This is a genomic window from Cellulomonas soli (assembly GCF_052036975.1).
Taxonomy (GTDB): domain Bacteria; phylum Actinomycetota; class Actinomycetes; order Actinomycetales; family Cellulomonadaceae; genus Cellulomonas; species Cellulomonas soli_A.
This window is the reverse complement of the sequence record NZ_JBQIAR010000005.1, coordinates 118,499-137,142: the sequence shown is the minus strand read 5'-3', so window position 1 is coordinate 137,142 and position 18,644 is coordinate 118,499. Positions and strand designations below refer to the sequence as shown.

15 protein-coding genes are annotated in these 18,644 nt (G+C 70.3%); all 15 read right to left on the bottom strand.

Annotated elements, in window-relative coordinates; translation table 11 throughout:
- Positions 1-63: 63 nt before the first annotated feature.
- The 15 genes from ACTHAM_RS07365 to ACTHAM_RS07295 all read right to left on the bottom strand — a co-directional run bounded on the left by ACTHAM_RS07365 (position 64) and on the right by ACTHAM_RS07295 (position 18,599).
- Positions 64-1,953, bottom strand: a complete 1,890-nt coding sequence (locus ACTHAM_RS07365; RefSeq protein ID WP_440685895.1) for a pilus assembly PilX family protein — start codon at positions 1,951-1,953, stop codon at positions 64-66.
- The gene (locus tag ACTHAM_RS07360; RefSeq protein WP_440685893.1) at positions 1,953-2,705 is read right to left on the bottom strand and encodes a PilW family protein; all 753 of its coding nucleotides are present in this window, start codon (positions 2,703-2,705) and stop codon (positions 1,953-1,955) included. The genes ACTHAM_RS07365 and ACTHAM_RS07360 overlap by 1 nt, the downstream gene beginning before the upstream one ends.
- Positions 2,702-4,618: a prepilin-type N-terminal cleavage/methylation domain-containing protein gene (locus tag ACTHAM_RS07355; protein ID WP_440685891.1), complete on the bottom strand. Its 1,917-nt coding sequence runs from the start codon at positions 4,616-4,618 to the stop codon at positions 2,702-2,704. The genes ACTHAM_RS07360 and ACTHAM_RS07355 overlap by 4 nt, the downstream gene beginning before the upstream one ends.
- Before the next feature lie 93 nt (positions 4,619-4,711).
- Complete coding sequence (locus ACTHAM_RS07350) at positions 4,712-5,185, bottom strand: type II secretion system protein (RefSeq protein WP_440685889.1); 474 nt, start codon at positions 5,183-5,185, stop codon at positions 4,712-4,714.
- A gap of 164 nt (positions 5,186-5,349) precedes the next feature.
- Entirely contained in the window at positions 5,350-6,579 is a 1,230-nt protein-coding gene (locus tag ACTHAM_RS07345) for a type II secretion system F family protein (RefSeq protein WP_440685887.1), read from the bottom strand.
- Positions 6,579-8,159: a type IV pilus twitching motility protein PilT gene (locus ACTHAM_RS07340; RefSeq protein WP_440685884.1), complete on the bottom strand. Its 1,581-nt coding sequence runs from the start codon at positions 8,157-8,159 to the stop codon at positions 6,579-6,581. The genes ACTHAM_RS07345 and ACTHAM_RS07340 overlap by 1 nt, the downstream gene beginning before the upstream one ends.
- A gap of 117 nt (positions 8,160-8,276) precedes the next feature.
- The gene (locus ACTHAM_RS07335) at positions 8,277-9,950 is read right to left on the bottom strand and encodes a GspE/PulE family protein (RefSeq protein WP_440685882.1); all 1,674 of its coding nucleotides are present in this window, start codon (positions 9,948-9,950) and stop codon (positions 8,277-8,279) included.
- A gap of 167 nt (positions 9,951-10,117) precedes the next feature.
- Positions 10,118-10,996: a shikimate dehydrogenase gene (locus ACTHAM_RS07330; protein ID WP_440685880.1), complete on the bottom strand. Its 879-nt coding sequence runs from the start codon at positions 10,994-10,996 to the stop codon at positions 10,118-10,120.
- Complete coding sequence (mltG, locus tag ACTHAM_RS07325) at positions 10,993-12,204, bottom strand: endolytic transglycosylase MltG (protein WP_440685878.1); 1,212 nt, start codon at positions 12,202-12,204, stop codon at positions 10,993-10,995. Before mltG ends, ACTHAM_RS07330 begins: the two co-directional genes overlap by 4 nt.
- Positions 12,201-12,791: a Holliday junction resolvase RuvX gene (ruvX, locus tag ACTHAM_RS07320; protein ID WP_440685876.1), complete on the bottom strand. Its 591-nt coding sequence runs from the start codon at positions 12,789-12,791 to the stop codon at positions 12,201-12,203. Before ruvX ends, mltG begins: the two co-directional genes overlap by 4 nt.
- A 1-nt stretch (position 12,792) precedes the next feature.
- Positions 12,793-15,480, bottom strand: a complete 2,688-nt coding sequence (gene alaS, locus ACTHAM_RS07315; protein ID WP_440685874.1) for an alanine--tRNA ligase — start codon at positions 15,478-15,480, stop codon at positions 12,793-12,795.
- Between the two features lie 39 nt (positions 15,481-15,519).
- Positions 15,520-15,882 (bottom strand): hypothetical protein, encoded by a 363-nt coding sequence (locus ACTHAM_RS07310; RefSeq protein WP_440685872.1) that lies wholly within the window; start codon positions 15,880-15,882, stop codon positions 15,520-15,522.
- Positions 15,882-16,250, bottom strand: coding sequence for a DUF948 domain-containing protein (locus ACTHAM_RS07305; protein ID WP_440685870.1), 369 nt, complete (start codon positions 16,248-16,250; stop codon positions 15,882-15,884). The genes ACTHAM_RS07310 and ACTHAM_RS07305 overlap by 1 nt, the downstream gene beginning before the upstream one ends.
- Before the next feature lie 174 nt (positions 16,251-16,424).
- Entirely contained in the window at positions 16,425-17,051 is a 627-nt protein-coding gene (rpsD, locus tag ACTHAM_RS07300) for a 30S ribosomal protein S4 (protein WP_440685868.1), read from the bottom strand.
- A 165-nt stretch (positions 17,052-17,216) separates the two neighbouring features.
- On the bottom strand, positions 17,217-18,599 hold the full coding sequence (locus ACTHAM_RS07295) for a replication-associated recombination protein A (RefSeq protein WP_440685866.1): 1,383 nt from the start codon (positions 18,597-18,599) through the stop codon (positions 17,217-17,219).
- Positions 18,600-18,644: the final 45 nt, after the last annotated feature.

Below are 18,644 nucleotides of genomic sequence, written 5' to 3'. Positions count from 1 at the left end.
AGTCGGGGGCGGCCCGACGACCGCAGGCCTCCCCCGACTCTCACTCTCCACGCCGACGCGCGGTCAGCCCCGCAGTTCCGGCGGCGTGGTGATCTCGCCGAAGTACCGCTGCGACCACTGGGCGTTGACCCACCGCGGGAAGTACGGCGGCGCTGCGTACTTCAGCCGCGTGTCGTACACGTAGTTCTTCAGGTACCCCGTCGAGGAGACCGCGCCGGAGCCCGTGCCGACGATGCCACGCCAACGCTGGGCGATCGACCCGTTGACCTGCAGCAGACCCAGCGACGCGCCCTCCTTGTACTTCTGCACGTAGAACGAGTGCTGCAGGGTCTGGATCGAGCCCATGATCTGCAGGCCCGACACCGAGGTCGCGCCCGTCGGGTCGTTGTACTGGCGCGGCCAGACCGAGCTGTTCGTGGTGCTCGCCGTGGACTCGGCCCACTTGTAGGCGCAGTTCGAGCTGCACCCCGGGTTGACCTTCGTGGGGCTGTACGTGGCCACCCACGGGTGGAACGCCTCGACGCTGTTGGTCGCGACCAGGCCGAGCATGTCCGTGCCGGTCAGCCCACCCGCGAGGACGATGTCACCCGTGACGACGACGGACTGGGCCGCGGCGACGGTGACCCGGCCCTTGAGCACGCCCTCGACGTACACGTTGCCCTCGGCGCAGTACTTCGTCGTCTCGTTCATGTTCGTGTCGTAGGTGTACGAGGCTGTCGACTGCACCGGCGTGACCGGGGTCGTCGACTTGTACGAGCCGAGCGGCAGCGTCGCACCCGTCGCCCCGCCGATCTCGCCGCCGTAGCACTTGCGGCGGTCGACCGACGCGGGAGCCGACCCCACGTAGATCACCAGGTCAGTCGGGACGCTCACCGTCGCACCGGAGGCCGAGTCGAGCTGCGCGAGCGATCCGCACGACGGCTCAGTGCCTCCGTTGGCGCCGGACGCCGTCGGAGCCGTGCCACCGTTGTTCACCGTCTTGTTCCACACGGTCATGGTGCCGTCGGAGTTGAAGACGATGCGCGTGGACCCGAAGTAGTGGCAGCCCGGGAAGCCGGCGAAGGCCGCCGACGTGTCGTCCAGGTAGAGCGGCTCGTGGTACTGCGGCAGCACACCGTTGAAGTCCGCGGTGCTGTACGTCCCGGAGTCCTTGCGCAGGCACCACTTCCAGTTGCTGGAGGCCGTGCTGGTCGTGACGGTCTGGCACTCCGGGTTGGCCGTGAGGAACCCGTCGGTGAACTTCGGCCCGGCAGCCAGCACCGAGTCGTTGCTGAACACGGTGCCCTGCAGCGTGTCACCCGAGGCGAAGGTGATCTCCGAGCACCCGGCCCCGCTGCGACCCTCCCACCAGTACTTCGCCGCGTCGTACCCGCTGCCACCGCACGCCGCCGACGTGCCACTGGGGTACGCCTGCACGTTCGACGGGTCGGCCGACTCGAAGTCGGTGTAGTACACGTAGTCCGTCGACCCGCCCTTGCCGACAGCCGCCTCGATGGTGCGGTACTCGCCGTTGGCGCGGCCCGTCACCGTGAGCGTCACGGTGCCCTCGGTCGTCACGCGCGAGGCGTCGACCGTGTAGTGGAAGAACGCATCCAGCTCGCCCGTGCGGGTGCCGTCCACCGGCGACCAACCCGGCGCGGTGCCGGCATTCCACCCGCAGGTGTTCGTCGCGGTGGTCGGACCCTGCATGGCCGGGTTGGCGCAGTCAATCTTGGCCGTGTACGCCTCGGACCTGTTCAGTCGCGAGATGTAGTCGTCGACGCCGCTCTGCGCCGCGCTCATCGCACTCGTGTAGTCCTGGTCGTACCGCGCGAACCGCTGGCTGGCCATCGTGAAGGCCAGGGCGGTGAAGGCGAGCATCGCCAGCACCAGCATCGACCCGACGACCAGCACCAGGGCCATGCCCTCGTCGCCGTCACCACGGACCCTGCGCAGCACCCCGGAGCCAGGCATCACGGAACCTCTTTCTGGCGGAGCACGGCCTGCGCGTTCGGCAGGGTGATCCTCTGGATGTACGTCGTCGGACGGGTCTCGACCGAGCCCTGCTGCTGCACCGTCACGTGCAGCTCGATCGCGAGCACCTTGGCGAGGTTCGCCGCGGTGAGGCTGCCGCCGCTCGCGGCCGGGGACATCGGCGTCGCGCTCGACCCCTGGTAGTAGGTGAACAGCGGGGTGTCCTCGACCAGCCCCTCGGCGAGCGTCCGTGTGGTCAGCCGTTCGCGGCAGTCCGCACTCGCGCCGACCGCCTCGGCGTCGCAGTACGCGTAGCCGGTCGCCGTCGGGACGTTCGAGTCCGGCCGCTGGACCTTCTCCACGAGGCTGCGCACACCGTCACCGTCGGTCACCACGGTGTAGGTGACCCGGCTCGGCCCGATCGTGTTCCCGGCGTTGTTCAGGTTCGCGTAGAACTGGACGGCGTAGTCCTCGCCCTTGACGAACGCCTCGACCGCGCACGTGCCTACGCACGCCGAGCTGAGCTGGCTCGGCATCACCGCGGTCCGCAGGGTCTTGCTCATCCGCTCGGTCGCCGTGCGGGCCGTGTCGATCTGGTCCTGGCGGTTGATGCTCTGCTGGTTGGTGCGCATGAACCCGATCGACAACGACGTGACGGCGATCAGCACCACGCCCAGCAAGATCATCGAGATGAGCAGCTCGGGCAGCGACATGCCGTCCTCACGCGTGCCGCGGCGCAGCCGGCGGTTCACGGGCCCACCACGCTGGAGTCCGCGTCCTTGGACAGGTCGGCGCTGGACGGGCCGACGATGAACCTGCCGACGGCGGAGCACTTGTTCGACTGCGAGGAGCCGGTGTTCCACTGATAGGCGTAGTAGGTCGTGGTTCCGCTCGAGGGACGCGGGACGGCCTGGGTCAGGCTCGTGACCGAGTTCGTGGCCGTCCCCACGGAGTAGGCCTGCCCGGTGGTGGTGATCTTCGACGCGGTGCAGGTCACCGTCGCGGTGCTGACGACGAAGAGACGGCCGGAGGTCATCTTCTTGAGCGTGAGGTTCGTCGTAGGCGGTGTCGATGTCCACACGCGGGTGTTCGCCTGGTTGTACGCGACTGGGACCGGGTTGATCAGGTCGGGATAGCTGGTGCAGGCACCCGTCGCAGCACCGGCGGTCTGGTAGACCCACCAGTTGCCCGCCGGCAGGGCGACAGCGCCGGAGCGCGCACCGTCGATATTCACCGCGCCGGCGCCCGCGCCACCAGGGCACGTGTTCGCCGTGACACCCGACGCGGCGCGGTTCAGCGCCCACAGGGTGCCGCCGGACGGCACGGACGAGAGCTGCAGGGTCGTCGACCCCCAGGCGACCTCGTCGTTCGGACCTGCGGCGAGAGGCACCGCGGTGGGGCCGGGCGAGCAGCTGAAGCCCAGACCCGTCGCGTACAGGTCGTACGTGCCCGGCAGCAGCGACACGGTGGCGGTCGGCGAGCCGGCCGGCAGGGTCACCCCCTGCCCGACGGCACAGGTCGTGGCGGTGCCGGCAGGCACGGCGACGATCGACGAGGTCCCCGCCGGGATGTTCGCCACCGGGGCCGACGCCATCTCGAACACGACGTCGATGGTCAACGACCCGCCCGGGTCGAGCGTGTACGCGGTGTAGCCACCGGCCGGTTCCGTGGTGCCGAAGAACGCGCCGTACTTGGTGGGCCACAACCCGCTCAGCACCGTCGTCGTCCCGGTGACGGTGAACTGCTTCACGCTGCTCGAACCGGAGAACTCAGGAGCGACGAGGGACACCGTCGACCCGGCGACCTGCGCCGAGGACAACGGCTGCCCGTCCGCACGCACCAGGTTCAGGGTGATGGTCCCGCCGTGCGCCACGGCGAAACCGGCACCGGCGTACAGCGACCCGCGCTTGAGCTGGCCGGTGGACTTGCTCGGGTTCGTGGCCCCGGAGATGTCGACGTACGAGGCGTCGGCGACCGTCACGGAGTACGTGGTCCCCGGGTCGGCGGCGGGGTCGACCTGGATCACGGCGCACCCGGTGGCGTCCGTGGTGCCGGTGGTGCTGCTGCCCCCGGTGGCCGTGACCGGCACGCCCACCAGCGGCTGCGCGTCCTGGTCGACGACCTTCGCCGCGATGAACGAGGAGGTGGTCGGGATGCCCGTGGTCTTGTCCGGTGCGAGCGCCGCGGTCTGCACGACCGGCTGCACCGACCCCATCCCTGGCCAGGTGACGCTCACCGTCACACCGAGGGTCGGGTAGCTGACGAGCGAGCCGCCCTCGCACGCCGACGCGCCGGTGCCCGTGATGTTCCACTGGGCGCTGCGCACGACCGTGTACGCGGTGCCGTCGACGATCAACGGGCTGCCGGCGGTACCGCCGGCCAGAGGATGCGGGTTGGTCACCGACCCGGCGTTCGCCAGGGCGACCGGCGCGGTCTTGGTGGCCGCGAACTCCTGCCGGACCAGGTCCAGCTCACGGGCGGCCAGGTTCGATGCCGCCACCCGGTTGCGGTTGCTCACCCCGAGGGACTGCGCCTGCAGGATGATCCCGACGACGGCCGTGGCCATCGCGCCGAAGATCACCATGGCGATGACGATCTCGATGAGCGTGAAGCCGGCGTCGAGCGGCCGCCTGGTGGGGCTCTGCTCGTCCCTGCGGATCTTCACTGCTCGCTCCTCGCGTCGGGGGTGTGCATCGGGCTACGAAGCACAGCGGGGCGGGCGGGTCCTCCCGCCCGCCCCGCTGTTCAGCTACTCAGATCACGGGGTGGGTGCGGCGGCGGCGCACATGCCCTCTTCGAGCCCACCGGCGGCCGAGTACTTGAAGCCGACAACGGCCTTGTCGCCGGACGGGTTGGTCACGTCGATGCACCACGTCGTGTCCGCTGCGGCACCGAGGATCTCGACGCCGTCACCAAGCACGACCTTCTTGCTCGCGTTCCCGATGTTCGTTGCGGTGCCACCGGTACCCGCCGCGATTGCGTACTTGCCGCTAGAGGACGTGACGACCGGGGTGGTCGTCCCATCCCAGTCCACGAAGTAGGTGGCGATCTCCTTGCCGAGGGTCGACACGTCGGCCTTGGCCGCGGAGTCCTCGGCCTTCTTGCGCTGGTTCAGGAACACCGGGATCGCGATCGCGGCGAGGATCCCGATGATGATCATGACGACGAGGAGCTCGATCAGGGTGAAGCCCTGGTCCTTCTCGTTCATGGACTTGCGGATACGAGCGATCACGTCTGCTCCTGGGGTTCGTACGGTTCGGTGTCAACAGCAGTCCGGCCGGGGCCGGTTCGAGTGGTGCACTCGTCTCATCGACCGCCCGAACACCCGGCTTGAGTGGACGAATCGGACACGTGCACAATCACCCGAACGGCCTACCGAAATGCCCGGAGCGTCCGCTACTGGATGAGGTCGAACACGCCGAAGATCGGCATGTACATGGCGATGACCATCGTGCCGATGATCGCGCCGATGACCACGATCATCAGGGGCTCGATGAGGCTGGTGAGCTGCTCGGTGGTCGCCTCGACCTCCTGGTCGTAGAAGTCCGCGACCTTGCCGAGCATCGTGTCCAGGGCGCCGGTGTCCTCACCGACGGCCATCATCTGCACCACCATCGGCGGGAACACCGGGTGCTGCGACAGCGGGCCGGCCAGCGACTCACCGCGCCGCACGGACTCCTGCACGGCCTTGGCGGCACGTTCGATGACCAGGCTGCCGCTGGTCTCCCCCACGATGTCCAGCGCCTGCAGCAACGGGACCCCCGAATGGATCATCGTGCCGAAGTTGCGGGTGAAGCGGGCCACCGCGATCTTCTGGAACAGCTTGCCGAACACCGGGAGCTTCAGCTTGAGCGGGTCGACCCGCTCGCGAATTCCACGGTCGTTCTTGTGCTTTCCCCACCACACCGAGAAGATCGCCAGTCCGACGATGGTCGGGATGATCGTCCACTTCACGAACGTGGCGCACATCATGAGGATCTTGGTCGGCAGCGGCAGCTCGCCGCCCAGGCTGGTGAACATGCCTGCGAACACCGGCACGATGAACAGCAGCATGCCGATGGTGGCCACGATGGCGATCACGAAGACGACCACCGGGTACGTCATCGCCGACTTGATCTTGCCGCGCAGCTTGACCTCGGCCTCGAAGTTGTTGGCCACCGAGACCAGCACCTCGTCGAGGAACCCGCCGACCTCACCGGCCTTGACCATGTTGATCATCAGCGGCGGGAACACGGCCGTGTGCTTCTGCAGCGCCGCCGAGAACGAGACACCGACCTCGACGTCGTTGCGCACCTGCGCGAGCACCTTGGCCAGCGGCTTCGACTCGGTCTGGTCGGCCAGGATCGCCAACGCCCGCAGCAACGACAGACCCGAGTCGATCATGGTGGCCAACTGGCGGGCCATGATCGCCAGGTCCTTCAGCGAGATCTTGTCCGACATGCCCGGGATCTTGATCTCGGCGTTCAGGCCGCCCGTGCTGACCTCGGAGATCGAGACCGCCGCCAGGCCCATCTCGCGCAGCCGGTTGGCCACCGCCGCCTGGTTCGGGGCCTCGACCCGGCCCTTGACGAGCTTGCCGGCGCGGTCCCGGACCGCGTACTCGTATGTCTTCGCCGCGGTCGCCATCAGAACGCCTGCCCTCCGAAGCCCGCGCCGGCGGCCATCGCCGCGGCGCCCTGGGACGTACCGGAGAACCGGCCCGTCAGTCGGTTGAAGTCCTCCACGTGGTGGCACTTCTCCAGGCCGACCTCGTACGAGATCTTCCCGGTCTTCACCAGGTCCGCCAGGTGCTGGTCCATCGTGTGCATGCCCTGCTGGGCGCCCGCCTGCATGGACGAGTAGATCTGGTGCGTCTTTCCCTCACGGATCAGGTTCCGGATGGCCGGCGTCGCGACGAGCACCTCGGTGGCCACCGCACGCCCCGGCGTGTCCGACCGCTTGCACAACGTCTGGCAGACCACACCCTGCAACGCACCGGCCAGCTGCGTGCGCACCTGCGACTGCTGGTGCGCGGGGAACACGTCGATGACACGGTCGATGGTCTGCGCAGCGTCCTGCGTGTGCAGGGTCGCGAACACCAGGTGACCGGTCTCGGCGGCGGTCAGGGCCACGGAGATCGTCTCCAGGTCACGCATCTCACCGACCAGGATGATGTCCGGGTCCTGCCGGAGCACGTGCTTGAGCGCGTTCGCGAACGAGTGCGTGTCCGCGCCCACCTCACGCTGGTTGATGATCGACTTCTTGTGCCGGTGCAAGAACTCGATCGGGTCCTCGACCGTCATGATGTGGTCCTCGCGGGTGCGGTTCGCCAAGTCGACGATCGCGGCCAGCGTGGTCGACTTGCCCGAACCGGTCGGACCGGTCACCAGCACCAGCCCGCGCGGCATCCCGGCGAACATGCCCACGACGGGCGGCACACCCAGCTCCTCGAGCGGCTTGATCTCGTACGGGATCACACGGAACGCGGCACCGATCGACTCGCGCTGCTGGTACAGGTTCACGCGGAACCGCGCCAACCCGCGCACCGCGTACGACAGGTCGAGCTCAAGGTTGGCCTCGAATGTCTCCCGCTGCTTCTGCGTGAGGATCCCGAACAGCGTGCGACGCAACGGCTCGGGCAGCATCGGCTTGAAGCCCTCGAGCGGGTGCAACGAGCCCGAGACGCGCACCATCGGCGGCGCACCCGAGGTCAGGTGCACGTCCGAGGCGCCCAACCGCACCATCTCGGCCAGCACGTCATCGATCACCAGGTCGCTGACCTCGGCTTCCTGGCCGAGACCCAGACGCCCCGGACGGCTCGCGCCACGCGGTGCCTCGGCGGCGCGCGTCGGCGCACTCGGCGCACCGGACGGTTGCGGCACCGACTGCTGCGGTGCGGCGGCACGCGCAGGCGCGGGGGGTGCCGGAGGAGCGGCAGGTGCCGGCTGGAACACCGGCGACGGACCACCCGGAATCCCCGCCCCGTACACGGGCTGCGGCTGCGCCTGGTACTGCGGCTGGGCCTGGTACTGCGGTGCAGGCGGGGCCTGGGGCGAGGGCGCCGGAGGCTGCTGCGGGTGCGGCACCTGGCTCTGCGACGGCACCGGCGAGAACACCGGCTGACCCGCACCGGGAGCGGCGCCCACACCCACCTGCGGTCCGGCGGGACGGTACGGCGGCAGAGGCCGCGTCGGCTCCCCCGTGGGGTGCTGGTAGGACTCGCTCACGTCATTTCCTCCACGTGGTCATCCGGCGGCCTGCTGTGCCGACCGGACGCTGGGCGCGCCCGTGCCCGGTGCTCTGCACTCTCATCGGCCGGGCAGACGCCCGACTTGAGGTGTCCGTCATGCGACGACGCGCAGGATCTCCTCGATGGACGTCTGCCCGAGCGCCACCTTGTGCCAGCCGTCGTCGCGCAGCGGGACCATGCCCTGCTTCACGGCGGTCGCCTGGATGTCGGCGCTCGAGGAGTGCGCGACCGCGTGCCGTTCGATGTCCTCGGTGACCCGCATGACCTCGTGCAGCGCGAGCCGGCCCTTGTACCCGGTCTTCGAGCACGCCACGCACCCCACCGGCCGGAACAGCTCCGGGATCGGCTCGCCGTCCATCCACGGGAACCGTGCCGCGGCCATCTCCTCCGGCGTCGGCTGGTACGCGCCCTTGCACTTCGAGCACAGCCGCCGCGCGAGCCGCTGCGCCACCACGGCGTCGAGCGCCGACCCCACGAGGAACGGTTCGATGCCCATCTCCGTCAGACGAGTGATCGCCGAGGGCGCGTCGTTGGTGTGCAAGGTCGAGAGCACCAGGTGACCGGTCAGGGCCGCCTCGATCGCGATCTGCGCCGTCTCGTGGTCACGGATCTCACCGAGCAGCACCACATCGGGGTCGGAACGCAGGATCGAGCGCAGCGCCCCGGCAAAGGTCAGCCCCGCCTTCGGGTTCACCTGCACCTGGTTGATGCCCGCCAGCCGGTACTCGACCGGGTCCTCGACCGTGATGACGTTGATCTCGGGCCGCGACACGGCGTTCAACGTCGCGTACAGGGTGGTCGACTTTCCCGAACCGGTCGGCCCGGTCACCAGGATCATCCCGTACGGCTTGGTGTACGCCTCGCGGTACGTCTCGTAGTTGTGGTCCAGGAACGACAGGTCCCGCAGGTCCAGGCTCGCCGTGGAGTTGTCGAGGATTCGCATGACGATCTTCTCGCCCCACACGGTCGGCAGGGTCGCCACGCGCAGGTCGATCTTGCGCCCGTTGTGCACCACCGACATGCGGCCGTCCTGCGGCTTGCGCTTCTCGGCGATGTCGATGTCACTCATGATCTTCACGCGGCTGATCACGCCGCCCTGGATCTGCTTCGGCGACCGCTGCGTCTCGTGCAGCACACCGTCGATCCGGTACCGCACCCGCAGGTCGTTCTCGGTCGGCTCGATGTGGATGTCCGAGGCACGGTCGGTGATCGCCTGCGTGACCAGCAGGTTCACGTACCGCACGATGGGGGCGTCGTCGTCGACGAACTCGCCCATCTTCGACAGGTCCGTGTCGGCCGCCGCCGTCTCGTCCTCGAACGCAGAGGACAGGTCCTCCATCTCGTCGTCGGCCCGGCAGAACCGGTCGATGGCGCGCACCAGGTTGTCGTAGGTGGCGACCACCGAGATCACCGACATGCCCGACATGCTGCGCACGTCGTCGACAGCCACCACGTTGCCCGGGTCGGCGGTGGCGAGCACCAGCGCACCACCCTCGATGGCCACCGGCAGGATCGTGTACCGACGGCACAACGCGCCCGGCACCATCGCGACCGCGGCGCGGTCCACCGCGAACTCGTCGAGGTCGACGTAGTCCATGCCGACCTGCGACGCGAGCGCCTTGACCAGCTGGCCCTCGGTCAGCACCCCCAGCTCGACGAGCGTGCGTCCGAGCGACGACCCGCCCACCACGGTCTCGTCGAGGGCCGCCAACAGCTGGCCCTCCGTGACGAGGCCTTCCTCGAGCAGGATCTCCCCGAGCTGCTTCACGCGTGCACTCCTCCCGATCACCGACCCGACGGACGGGTCGTCGGGAGCATCGGCAGGTGAACGGCACATCCTGAGGGGTCTGGGCGATTCGACCGGGTGAGGTCCGGGTTGTCCGGGTCCGGCGAGCACCGACCTCACCCCGACGCGTCGGGCCAGGTCAGAGCGGCTCAGCCGTGCGCGGTGTCCGTCAGGCTCGCCTCGAGTGCGGCGGACATCGCCTCGACCGGACCGGGCCGACCGGTCATCAGCCGGACCTGCTCGGCGGCTTGGTGCAGCAGCATCCGCTCCCCCGGCACGGCGACACCGCCGAGCGCCACCCAGGCGGCCTGCAGGGCTGTCGGGCGTGGGTCGTACGCCACGTCGAGCAGCACCCCGGCCGGACGGGCGCCTGCCGCGAGCAGCTCGACCGCCAGTGCGTCAGCGGCATGCGGCGGCAGGGTCGACACGACGACGTCCGCGCGCACAATCGCTGCCGGGGCCGTGTCGAGGGTGCGGACGACGGGCTCGACACCCATCCGGTGCGCGGCACGCAGCAGGCTCCCGGAACGCGACACCGCGCGCACGTGCACCACGGGGGTCGCGCAGCCGAGCTGCGCCAACGCCGCCAGCGTCGAGGCCGCCGTGGCCCCCGCACCCAGCACCGCCGCGGTCCGGCCAGCGACCGGCGCTGTCGACCCCAGGCCTTCGCCCAGGGCGGTGACCAGCCCGTGCACGTCGGTATTGGCCCCCGTGAGCACCGGCGTCGACCCACCTGCCTGCACCAGCACCGTGTTAACCGCACCGACCACCTCAGCCAGCGGTTCGATGTGGTCGAGCAACCCGATCACCGTCTGCTTCAGCGGCATGGTCAGGCTGAGCCCGACCCACGACCCGCCCAGCTCCCGCACGAACTGCGGCAGCTGCTCCTCGGTCACGTCGATCGCGTCGTACCGCCAGCCCTCCAACCCGAGCGCCGCGTACGCCGCCCGGTGCAGCACCGGCGACAACGAGTGCGCGATCGGATGCCCGAGAACCGCTGCACGACGCACGCGCAGGCCGCCGCTCACCAACCGGGGTTCGCGGCGAGCCACTCCTCGAGTTGGCCAATCGCCGCGTTGTGCTCGGACAGTGTGTCGGAGAACACCGTCTCGCCGGTCTCGTAGTTGACGGTGCACCAGAACAGGTAGGTGACGTCAGCCGGTGCCAGCACGGCGTCGATCGACTTCTCCCCAGGCGACGCGATTGGCGTCGGAGGCAGTCCGAAGTGCGCATAGGTGTTGTAAGGGTTGCTCTCGTCTCGGCGCTGCTCTGGGGTGGGAGCCGTCGTGACGCCGAGTCCGTAGGAGATCGTCGAGTCGATCTGCAGCAGCATGTCGATGTCCAGGCGGTTGTTGATCGCCCCCGCGATCACCGGACGATCCTCGTCACGCTTGGCCTCACGCTCGATCAGCGCCGCCTTGTTCAGCACCGTCTCCCACTGATCGTTCGGAACGCCCTTCGCGGTGAGCACCGCGACCGTCTTCGCGACCATCTGCTGCAGCACGCTCACCGCGTTGGCTCCCGGCTCGACGTCGTACGTCGACGGGAACAACCAACCCTCGACCTGGCCACCGGCCTCGGCGGGCAGGCCGAACTGCGCGGGGTCTGCCAGGGCGGCCGCGACCTCCTCCGCCGGGATGAGCGTGACCTCGGTGATCCTCGCGGCGATCTGCTTCGCGGTCAGCCCCTCGGCGATCGTCAGCTTCATGGTCGCCCGGCTGGCCGGGTCGAGCAGCGCGACGACCGCGTCGGACGCCTTCATCTCCAGCAGCAGGTTGTACGTGCCGGGCTGGATGGAAGGGGCGTCCGGGTTCGCGGCGAACGCCTTGGTGAACGCCTTCTGCGTGGCCACGACGCCGGCGTCGACCAGCACGGCGCCCATGTCGGCACCGGTCGCACCCGCCGGGATGACGACCTGGGCCGACGGGTGGCCGGGGCCCGGGTAGTCCTCGACCGACGACGAGCCGCCGCTGCTGCCGAAGCCCAGGTCGAGACCGAGAACGCTCACACCGACGTAACCGGCACCGCCGAGCAGCACGAGCACGAGCAGCAGCACCAGGATCGAGCGGCGGCGGCGCTGCTTGCGCTCACGCGCCTGCCGGGCAGCACCACGGTTGCGGGCCCGTCGAGACGGCAGGGGCGGCGTCGAGGGGTCGGCGGGAGGACCGCCGAAGAGGTCGTGGACCTCCTGCGGTCGCTGCGTCGTCGCCCAGCGGGGGGTGTTGCCGTTCGTCACGTCGAAGTCTCTCCAGCGTCGTGCGTGCCGTCGTGCGTGCTGTCACCTGCGGTCCCCCCGCGCACCGGGCGGGCGTGCTCCGTGTCGACATCGACCCGTTCGCCGGGACGACGCCCCGTCGCACGCTCCGCGTCCAGCGCGGACTGCAGGATCACCACCGCGGCCGCCTGGTCGACGACCTGCCGGTGCTGACGTCCGGACCGTCCGGACGCGTGAAGCGCCTGATGGGCGGACACCGTGCTCATCCGCTCGTCGACCAGACGCACCGGGACGGGTGCGACGGCCTGCGCCAGGAGGACAGCGTACGCGCGCGCATACGCCGAGGAGGCCCCTTCGGCACCCGAGAGGTGACGGGGCAGCCCGACGTACACGAGTGCTGCACCTCGTTCGCGCACCTCGTCCACGATCCGCGACACGTCGCTCGGCACCGGGCGCGCCCGGGACGGCTTGACGCGAGCGAGGGTGTCGACCGGCGTCGCCACCAGCCCGTCAGGGTCACTCGCGGCGAGCCCCACGCGGACGGTGCCGACGTCGACGGCAAGCCGCGACCCGCGGGTCACGGTGCCGTCGTCGACCGAGCCGGCCACCTCAGACGCCCACGCCGTTCGCGACCGCCTCGAGCGCCTCACCCAGGCGCGCGGCGTCCGTGCCACCGCCCTGCGCCAGGTCGTCCTTGCCGCCACCGCCGCCGCCGAGCACACCCGAGGCGGTCCGCACCAGGGCACCAGCCCGCACGCCCTTCTCGCGGGCGGCCGCGTTGGTGGCCACCACGACCACCGGTCGGCCCTTGCTCGTGCCGCCGATGGCGACCACGGCGGGCGCGGACTCCCCCAGCCGGCTGCGCACGTCGAGCACGAGCGAGCGCACGTCGTCGGCGGAGGCCACATCCCCGGCGTCGAACGTGACCAGACGGACGTCGCCGACGGTGCGGGCACCCTCGGCGAGCTCACCGGCCGCGGCCAGCAGCCGCGCCTGGTGCATGCCGGCCAGCTCCTTCTCGGACTCCTTCAGGCGGGTCAGCAGCGAGGACACGCGGTCGGCAAGCTCGTCGGGGCGGGCGCCGAGCAGCCCGGACAGCTGCCCGACGAGCGCGCGCTCCTTGGCCTGGAACCCGTACGCACCGTCGCCCACCAGCGCGTCGACGCGCCGCACGCCCGAGCCGATCGAGGACTCACCGAGCAGGGTCACCAGGCCGAGCTCACCCGAGCGCTGCACGTGCGTGCCGGCGCACAGCTCGCGCGACCAGTCGCCGCCGATGGACACGACGCGGACCTCGTTGCCGTACTTCTCGCCGAACAGGGCCATCGCACCCAGCGCACGCGCCTCGGCGATCGGCATCACCTGGTCGGTGACCTCCAGGTCGTCCTGCAGGCGGACGTTGACGCGCTCCTCGATCTCACCCAGGACGCCCTGCGGCACGGCCTGGCCGGACCGGAAGTCGAACCGGATGCGGCTGGGCGCGTTCTCCGAGCCGGCCTGCGTCGCGGTCGACCCGAGCGACTCCTGCAGCGCCTTGTGCACCATGTGCGTGGCGGTGTGCGCGCGGGCGATCGCCCGACGGCGCACGATGTCGATCGTCGCCGTACCGGACTCGCCGAACGCCACCGTGCCGTCGACCAGACGACCGTGGTGCACGGACAGACCCTTGACGGGCGCCTGCACGTCGTCGACCTCGATCCGGGCGCCCCCGTCGAGCACGATCGTGCCGGTGTCGGCCAGCTGACCGCCCATCTCGGCGTAGAACGGCGTCACGTCCAGCACGACCTCGACGTCCGCCGGCGCGGTTGCCGCCGGCGCGGGCACACCGTCGACGAGCAGCCCGACCACACGGCCGCGCGACGAGGCGTCGGTGTAGCCGACGAAGGTCACCGGCTTGGCGGTCTCCTCCGAGAGCGTCTGGTGCAGCTCCTGGTACGCCTGCGTGTCGGCGCGGCCGGCCCGCTTGGCCAGCGCGTCCGCACGCGCACGCTCCCGCTGCGCCTGCATGAGGTCGCGGAACGCCTTCTCGTCGACCGAGACACCCTGCTCGGCGGCCATCTCGAGCGTGAGGTCGATCGGGAACCCGTACGTGTCGTGCAGCGCGAACGCCTGCTCACCGGACAGCACCGGCGCCGCCGCAGCCTCCTGCTTCACGGTGCGCACCGCCGTGTCCAGGATCGTCGTACCCGCGGCCAGCGTCCGACGGAACGTGTCCTCCTCGGCGTACGCGACCTGGCTGATCCGCTCGAAGTCGCGCGCCAGCTCCGGGTACGAGGCCGCCATCGCGTCCTTGCTGACAGGCAGCAGCGACGGCAGGGCCAGGTCCTCCACACCGAGCAGGCGCATGGCCCGCACGGACCGGCGCAGCAGGCGGCGCAGCACGTAGCCGCGACCCTCGTTCGACGGCGTCACACCGTCACCCATGAGCATCAGGCCGGAACGCACGTGGTCGGCGACGACCCGCATGCGCACGTCGTCCTCATGGTTGGCGCCGTAGCGCCGGCCCGACAGCTCCTGCGCGGCGCCGATGACGGGGAACACCTCGTCGATCTCGTACATGTTGTCGACGCCCTGCAGCAGGTACGCGACCCGCTCCAGGCCCATGCCGGTGTCGATGTTCTTCTGCTTGAGCTCCCCGAGGATCGGGAAGTCCTCCTTGCCGCCCCCGTCACCCCGCTCGTACTGCATGAAGACCAGGTTCCAGATCTCCAGGTAGCGGTCCTCGTCGACGACGGGGCCGCCCTCGGCACCGAACTCCGGGCCGCGGTCCACGTAGATCTCCGAGCACGGGCCGGCCGGCCCCCGGGCGCCGGTCGACCAGAAGTTGTCCTTCATGCCCCGGCGCTGGATGCGCTCGTCGGGCAGACCGGCGATCTTCTTCCACAGCGCGACGGCCTCGTCGTCGTCGTGGAACACCGTCACCCAGATGGTGTCGGGGTCGAAGCCGTAGCCACCGGCGCTCTGCGGGCTCGTGATGAGCTCCCAGGCGTACGTGATGGCGCCTTCCTTGAAGTAGTCGCCGAACGAGAAGTTCCCGTTCATCTGGAAGAACGTGCCGTGCCGGGTGGTCTTGCCGACCTCCTCGATGTCGAGGGTCCGCACGCACTTCTGCACGCTCGTGGCACGCGGCCACGGGGCGGTCTGCTCACCCAGCATGTACGGGATGAACGGGACCATGCCGGCGATGACGAACAACGTCGACGGGTCGGGCGAGATGAGCGGGGCCGACGGCACGACGGTGTGACCCTGGCCCTCGAAGTAGTCGAGCCAACGCTGGCGGATCTCGGCGGTACGCATGTCGTCCTCGTCGTTCGTGTGGTGGTGACGTTCAGCAGATCAGAAGAAGGTGTAGCCGTCGTCGTCGTCCGGGTCCTCGACGGGGTGCTCGGCCCACGTGGGCGAGACCACCGGCGACCGGCGGCGATCGGCGGACGGGCGTGCGCGCGTGGCCGCGCGGCGCTCGCGCAGCTCGTCGACGTCGACGTCGCCCAGCAGGTCGTGCCGCAGCTGCTGCTCGCGTTCGGCCATGCCCACGGTGAACGCCTCACGGGCGGTGCGCGCCACCTGGGTGAACCGGACCGCGCCGTCGACGGCCTGCGTCGCCCCCGCCGGGACGTACGCCTCGACCAGCGCCCGACCCTTGCGCACGACGAGCACCGTCGCGGCCACGCCGACACCCACCCACAGCAGCCGTCGCATCAGCGCCTCCGCGCCCCGCGCGCGGTGACACCGCTCAGCGCCTGACGCACGCCGTAGGAGAACGCCGCGACCTTGATCATCGGCGAGCCGACCGTCGCCGCGAACAGCGACGTCAACGCCGAGACGTTCTCGGAGACCTGCGCGGCCGCGGTGGTCACCGTGTCGACCTTCTCGAGCTGGCTGCCCGTCGAGGCGACCACGGCGGCGGTCTCGTCGAGCACGGGCACCGTGTGGTCGGTGAGCTCCTTGACGGAAGCCCGTGTCTCGTCCAGCACCTTGCCCAACTTGACCAGCGGCAGGGCGAGGAAGCCGACGAGCGCCACGAACGCGACGGCCGAGATCATGCCTGCGACGTCACCGAGCGACATACGACGCCTCTCTCTCGACTGCTGCCTGGAGGAACGGGGCCGGAAGCGACCCGCGTGGAAACCCTACCCGGAGGGTGAGCGGGACGACGCGTCCGCGTACGCGAACGCCCCGCGTGCGCCAGGGCGCAGCACGGGGCGTTCGACGGCCTGGGGGTGACCCCCGGGGAGGTCAGGTCAGCGAGCGTAGAACTCGACGACCAGCTGGACCTCGCAGGTCACCGGGACCTCGGCGCGCTTCGGGCGACGAACCAGCACGGCGGACAGCTTCTCGAGCTGGACGTCGAGGTAGCCCGGGACGGCCGGCAGCACGTCGCGGTGGGCGCCGGCGGCCGCGACCTGGAACGGCACGGTCGTCTGCGACTTGGGCTTGACCTGCAGGGTCTGGCCCTCCTTCACGCGGAAGGACGGACGGTCGACGATCTTGCCGTCGACGAGGATGTGGCGGTGCACCACGACCTGACGCGCCTGCAGGATGGTGCGGGCGAAGCCGGCGCGCAGCACGAGCGCGTCCAGGCGGGTCTCGAGGTCCTCGACGAGCGCCTCACCGGTCAGGCCCGGGGCCTTGCGGGCGTCCTCGTACGCACGGGCGAGCTGCTTCTCGCGCAGCGCGTACTGGGCGCGCAGACGCTGCTTCTCGCGCAGACGGACGGCGTAGTCCGACTCGGTGCGACGACGGGCACGGCCGTGCTCGCCGGGCGGGTAGGGGCGCTTCTCGAAGTGCTTGACGGCCTTGGGCGTCAGCGCGAGGCCGAGTGCGCGGGAAAGGCGCACCTGGCGACGAGCGCGGGTCACACTGCTCACAGCTGTACTTCCTGTCGTGTAGACGTCACACCCGCGAAGGTCTCCGGCGGGCGTGGGGCCGACCATGTGCACGAGAACTCGTGCGGCTAGGGCCCCAGGGGATCGTCCGGCGTGCCGGTGCAAGGCACACGGCGGCTGGACAACCCTTCGATCTTACACGCCGGATCAGTCGTGTCCGTCCAGCACCGCACGGATGCGCTCCAGGCGATCCGCCACCGCCCGCTCGTAACCGCGGTCGGACGGCTCGTAGTACCGGGTGCCCACCAGGTCGTCCGGCAGGTACTGCTGCGCGGCGATCGCGTGCGGCTCGTCGTGCGCGTACAGGTATCCGGCGCCGTGGCCCAGCCCCTTGGCGCCCGCGTAGTGCGCGTCGCGCAGGTGAGCGGGCACCGCACCCATGCGACCGGCCCGCACGTCCGCCAACGCCCTGTCGATGCCCAGGTACGCGGCGTTCGACTTGGGAGCCGTGGCCAGGTGCACCACCGCCTCGGCCAGGATGATCCGGGCCTCCGGCATGCCGATCAGCGCGACGGCCTGCGCCGCCGCCACCGCGGTCTGCAGAGCCGACGGGTCGGCCATGCCGACGTCCTCGGCGGCGGAGATGACGATGCGGCGCGCGATGAACCGGGGGTCCTCCCCTGCGGCGATCATCCGCGCCAGGTAGTGCAGCGAGGCATCCACGTCCGAACCGCGCACCGACTTGATGAACGCGCTGATCACGTCGTAGTGCTGGTCGCCGTCACGGTCGTAGCGCACCGCCGCGACGTCGATGGCCCGCTCCACCGTCGGAAGGTCGACCACGGCGGGACCCGAGGCGGGGTCGCCGTCCGGTGTGCCCGACAGTGCCGCCCCGGCCGCCGCCTCGAGGATCGTCAACGCCTTGCGGGCGTCACCACCCGCCAGCCTCAGCAGGTGCTCCTCGGCGTCCACCTCCAGCCGGACCGCACCCGCCAGGCCCCGCTCGTCCTGCACCGCGCGCCGCACCAGGCGCCGGACGTCGTCCGTGCCCAACGGCTGCAACGTCAGCAGCAACGAACGCGACAGCAGCGGGGAGTTCACCGAGAACGACGGGTTCTCCGTGGTCGCCGCCACCAACGTCACCCACCGGTTCTCCACGCTGGGCAGCAGCGCGTCCTGCTGCGCCTTGGTGAACCGGTGCACCTCGTCGACGAACAGCACGGTCTCCGTGCCGTCACCGGCCAGCCGACGGCGCGCGTCCTCGATCACCGCGCGGACGTCCTTGACGCCCGCCGTCACCGCGGACAGCTCGACGAACCGACGACCGGAGGTGGCCGCCACCAGGTACGCCAGGGTCGTCTTGCCGGTGCCCGGCGGCCCCCACAGCACCACCGAGGTCGGGGCCGCACGACGGGCCGCCTCGGTGGCCGGCTCGACCAGCCGACGCAGGGGCGAGCCCGCGACCAGCAGGTGCTCCTGGCCTGCGACCTCGTCCAACGTCCGCGGACGCATCCGGACCGCGAGAGGCGCACCGGCGACCACGGCGGGCACACCGTCGGTCGTCGTGGTCAGCGTCTCGAACAGGTCCATGACGGCCGAGCCTACGCACCCCGACCCACAGCGCCACGACCACCC

Bases quoted from the DNA above. Each gene is read 5' to 3' on its own strand.
- ACTHAM_RS07365 (WP_440685895.1), bottom strand. From the start codon at position 1,953: ATGCCTGGCTCCGGGGTGCTGCGCAGGGTCCGTGGTGACGGCGACGAG.
- ACTHAM_RS07345 (WP_440685887.1), bottom strand. From the start codon at position 6,579: ATGGCGACCGCGGCGAAGACATACGAGTACGCGGTCCGGGACCGCGCC.
- alaS (WP_440685874.1), bottom strand. From the start codon at position 15,480: ATGCGTACCGCCGAGATCCGCCAGCGTTGGCTCGACTACTTCGAGGGC.
- ACTHAM_RS07310 (WP_440685872.1), bottom strand. From the start codon at position 15,882: ATGCGACGGCTGCTGTGGGTGGGTGTCGGCGTGGCCGCGACGGTGCTC.
- ACTHAM_RS07305 (WP_440685870.1), bottom strand. From the start codon at position 16,250: ATGTCGCTCGGTGACGTCGCAGGCATGATCTCGGCCGTCGCGTTCGTG.
- ACTHAM_RS07295 (WP_440685866.1), bottom strand. From the start codon at position 18,599: ATGGACCTGTTCGAGACGCTGACCACGACGACCGACGGTGTGCCCGCC.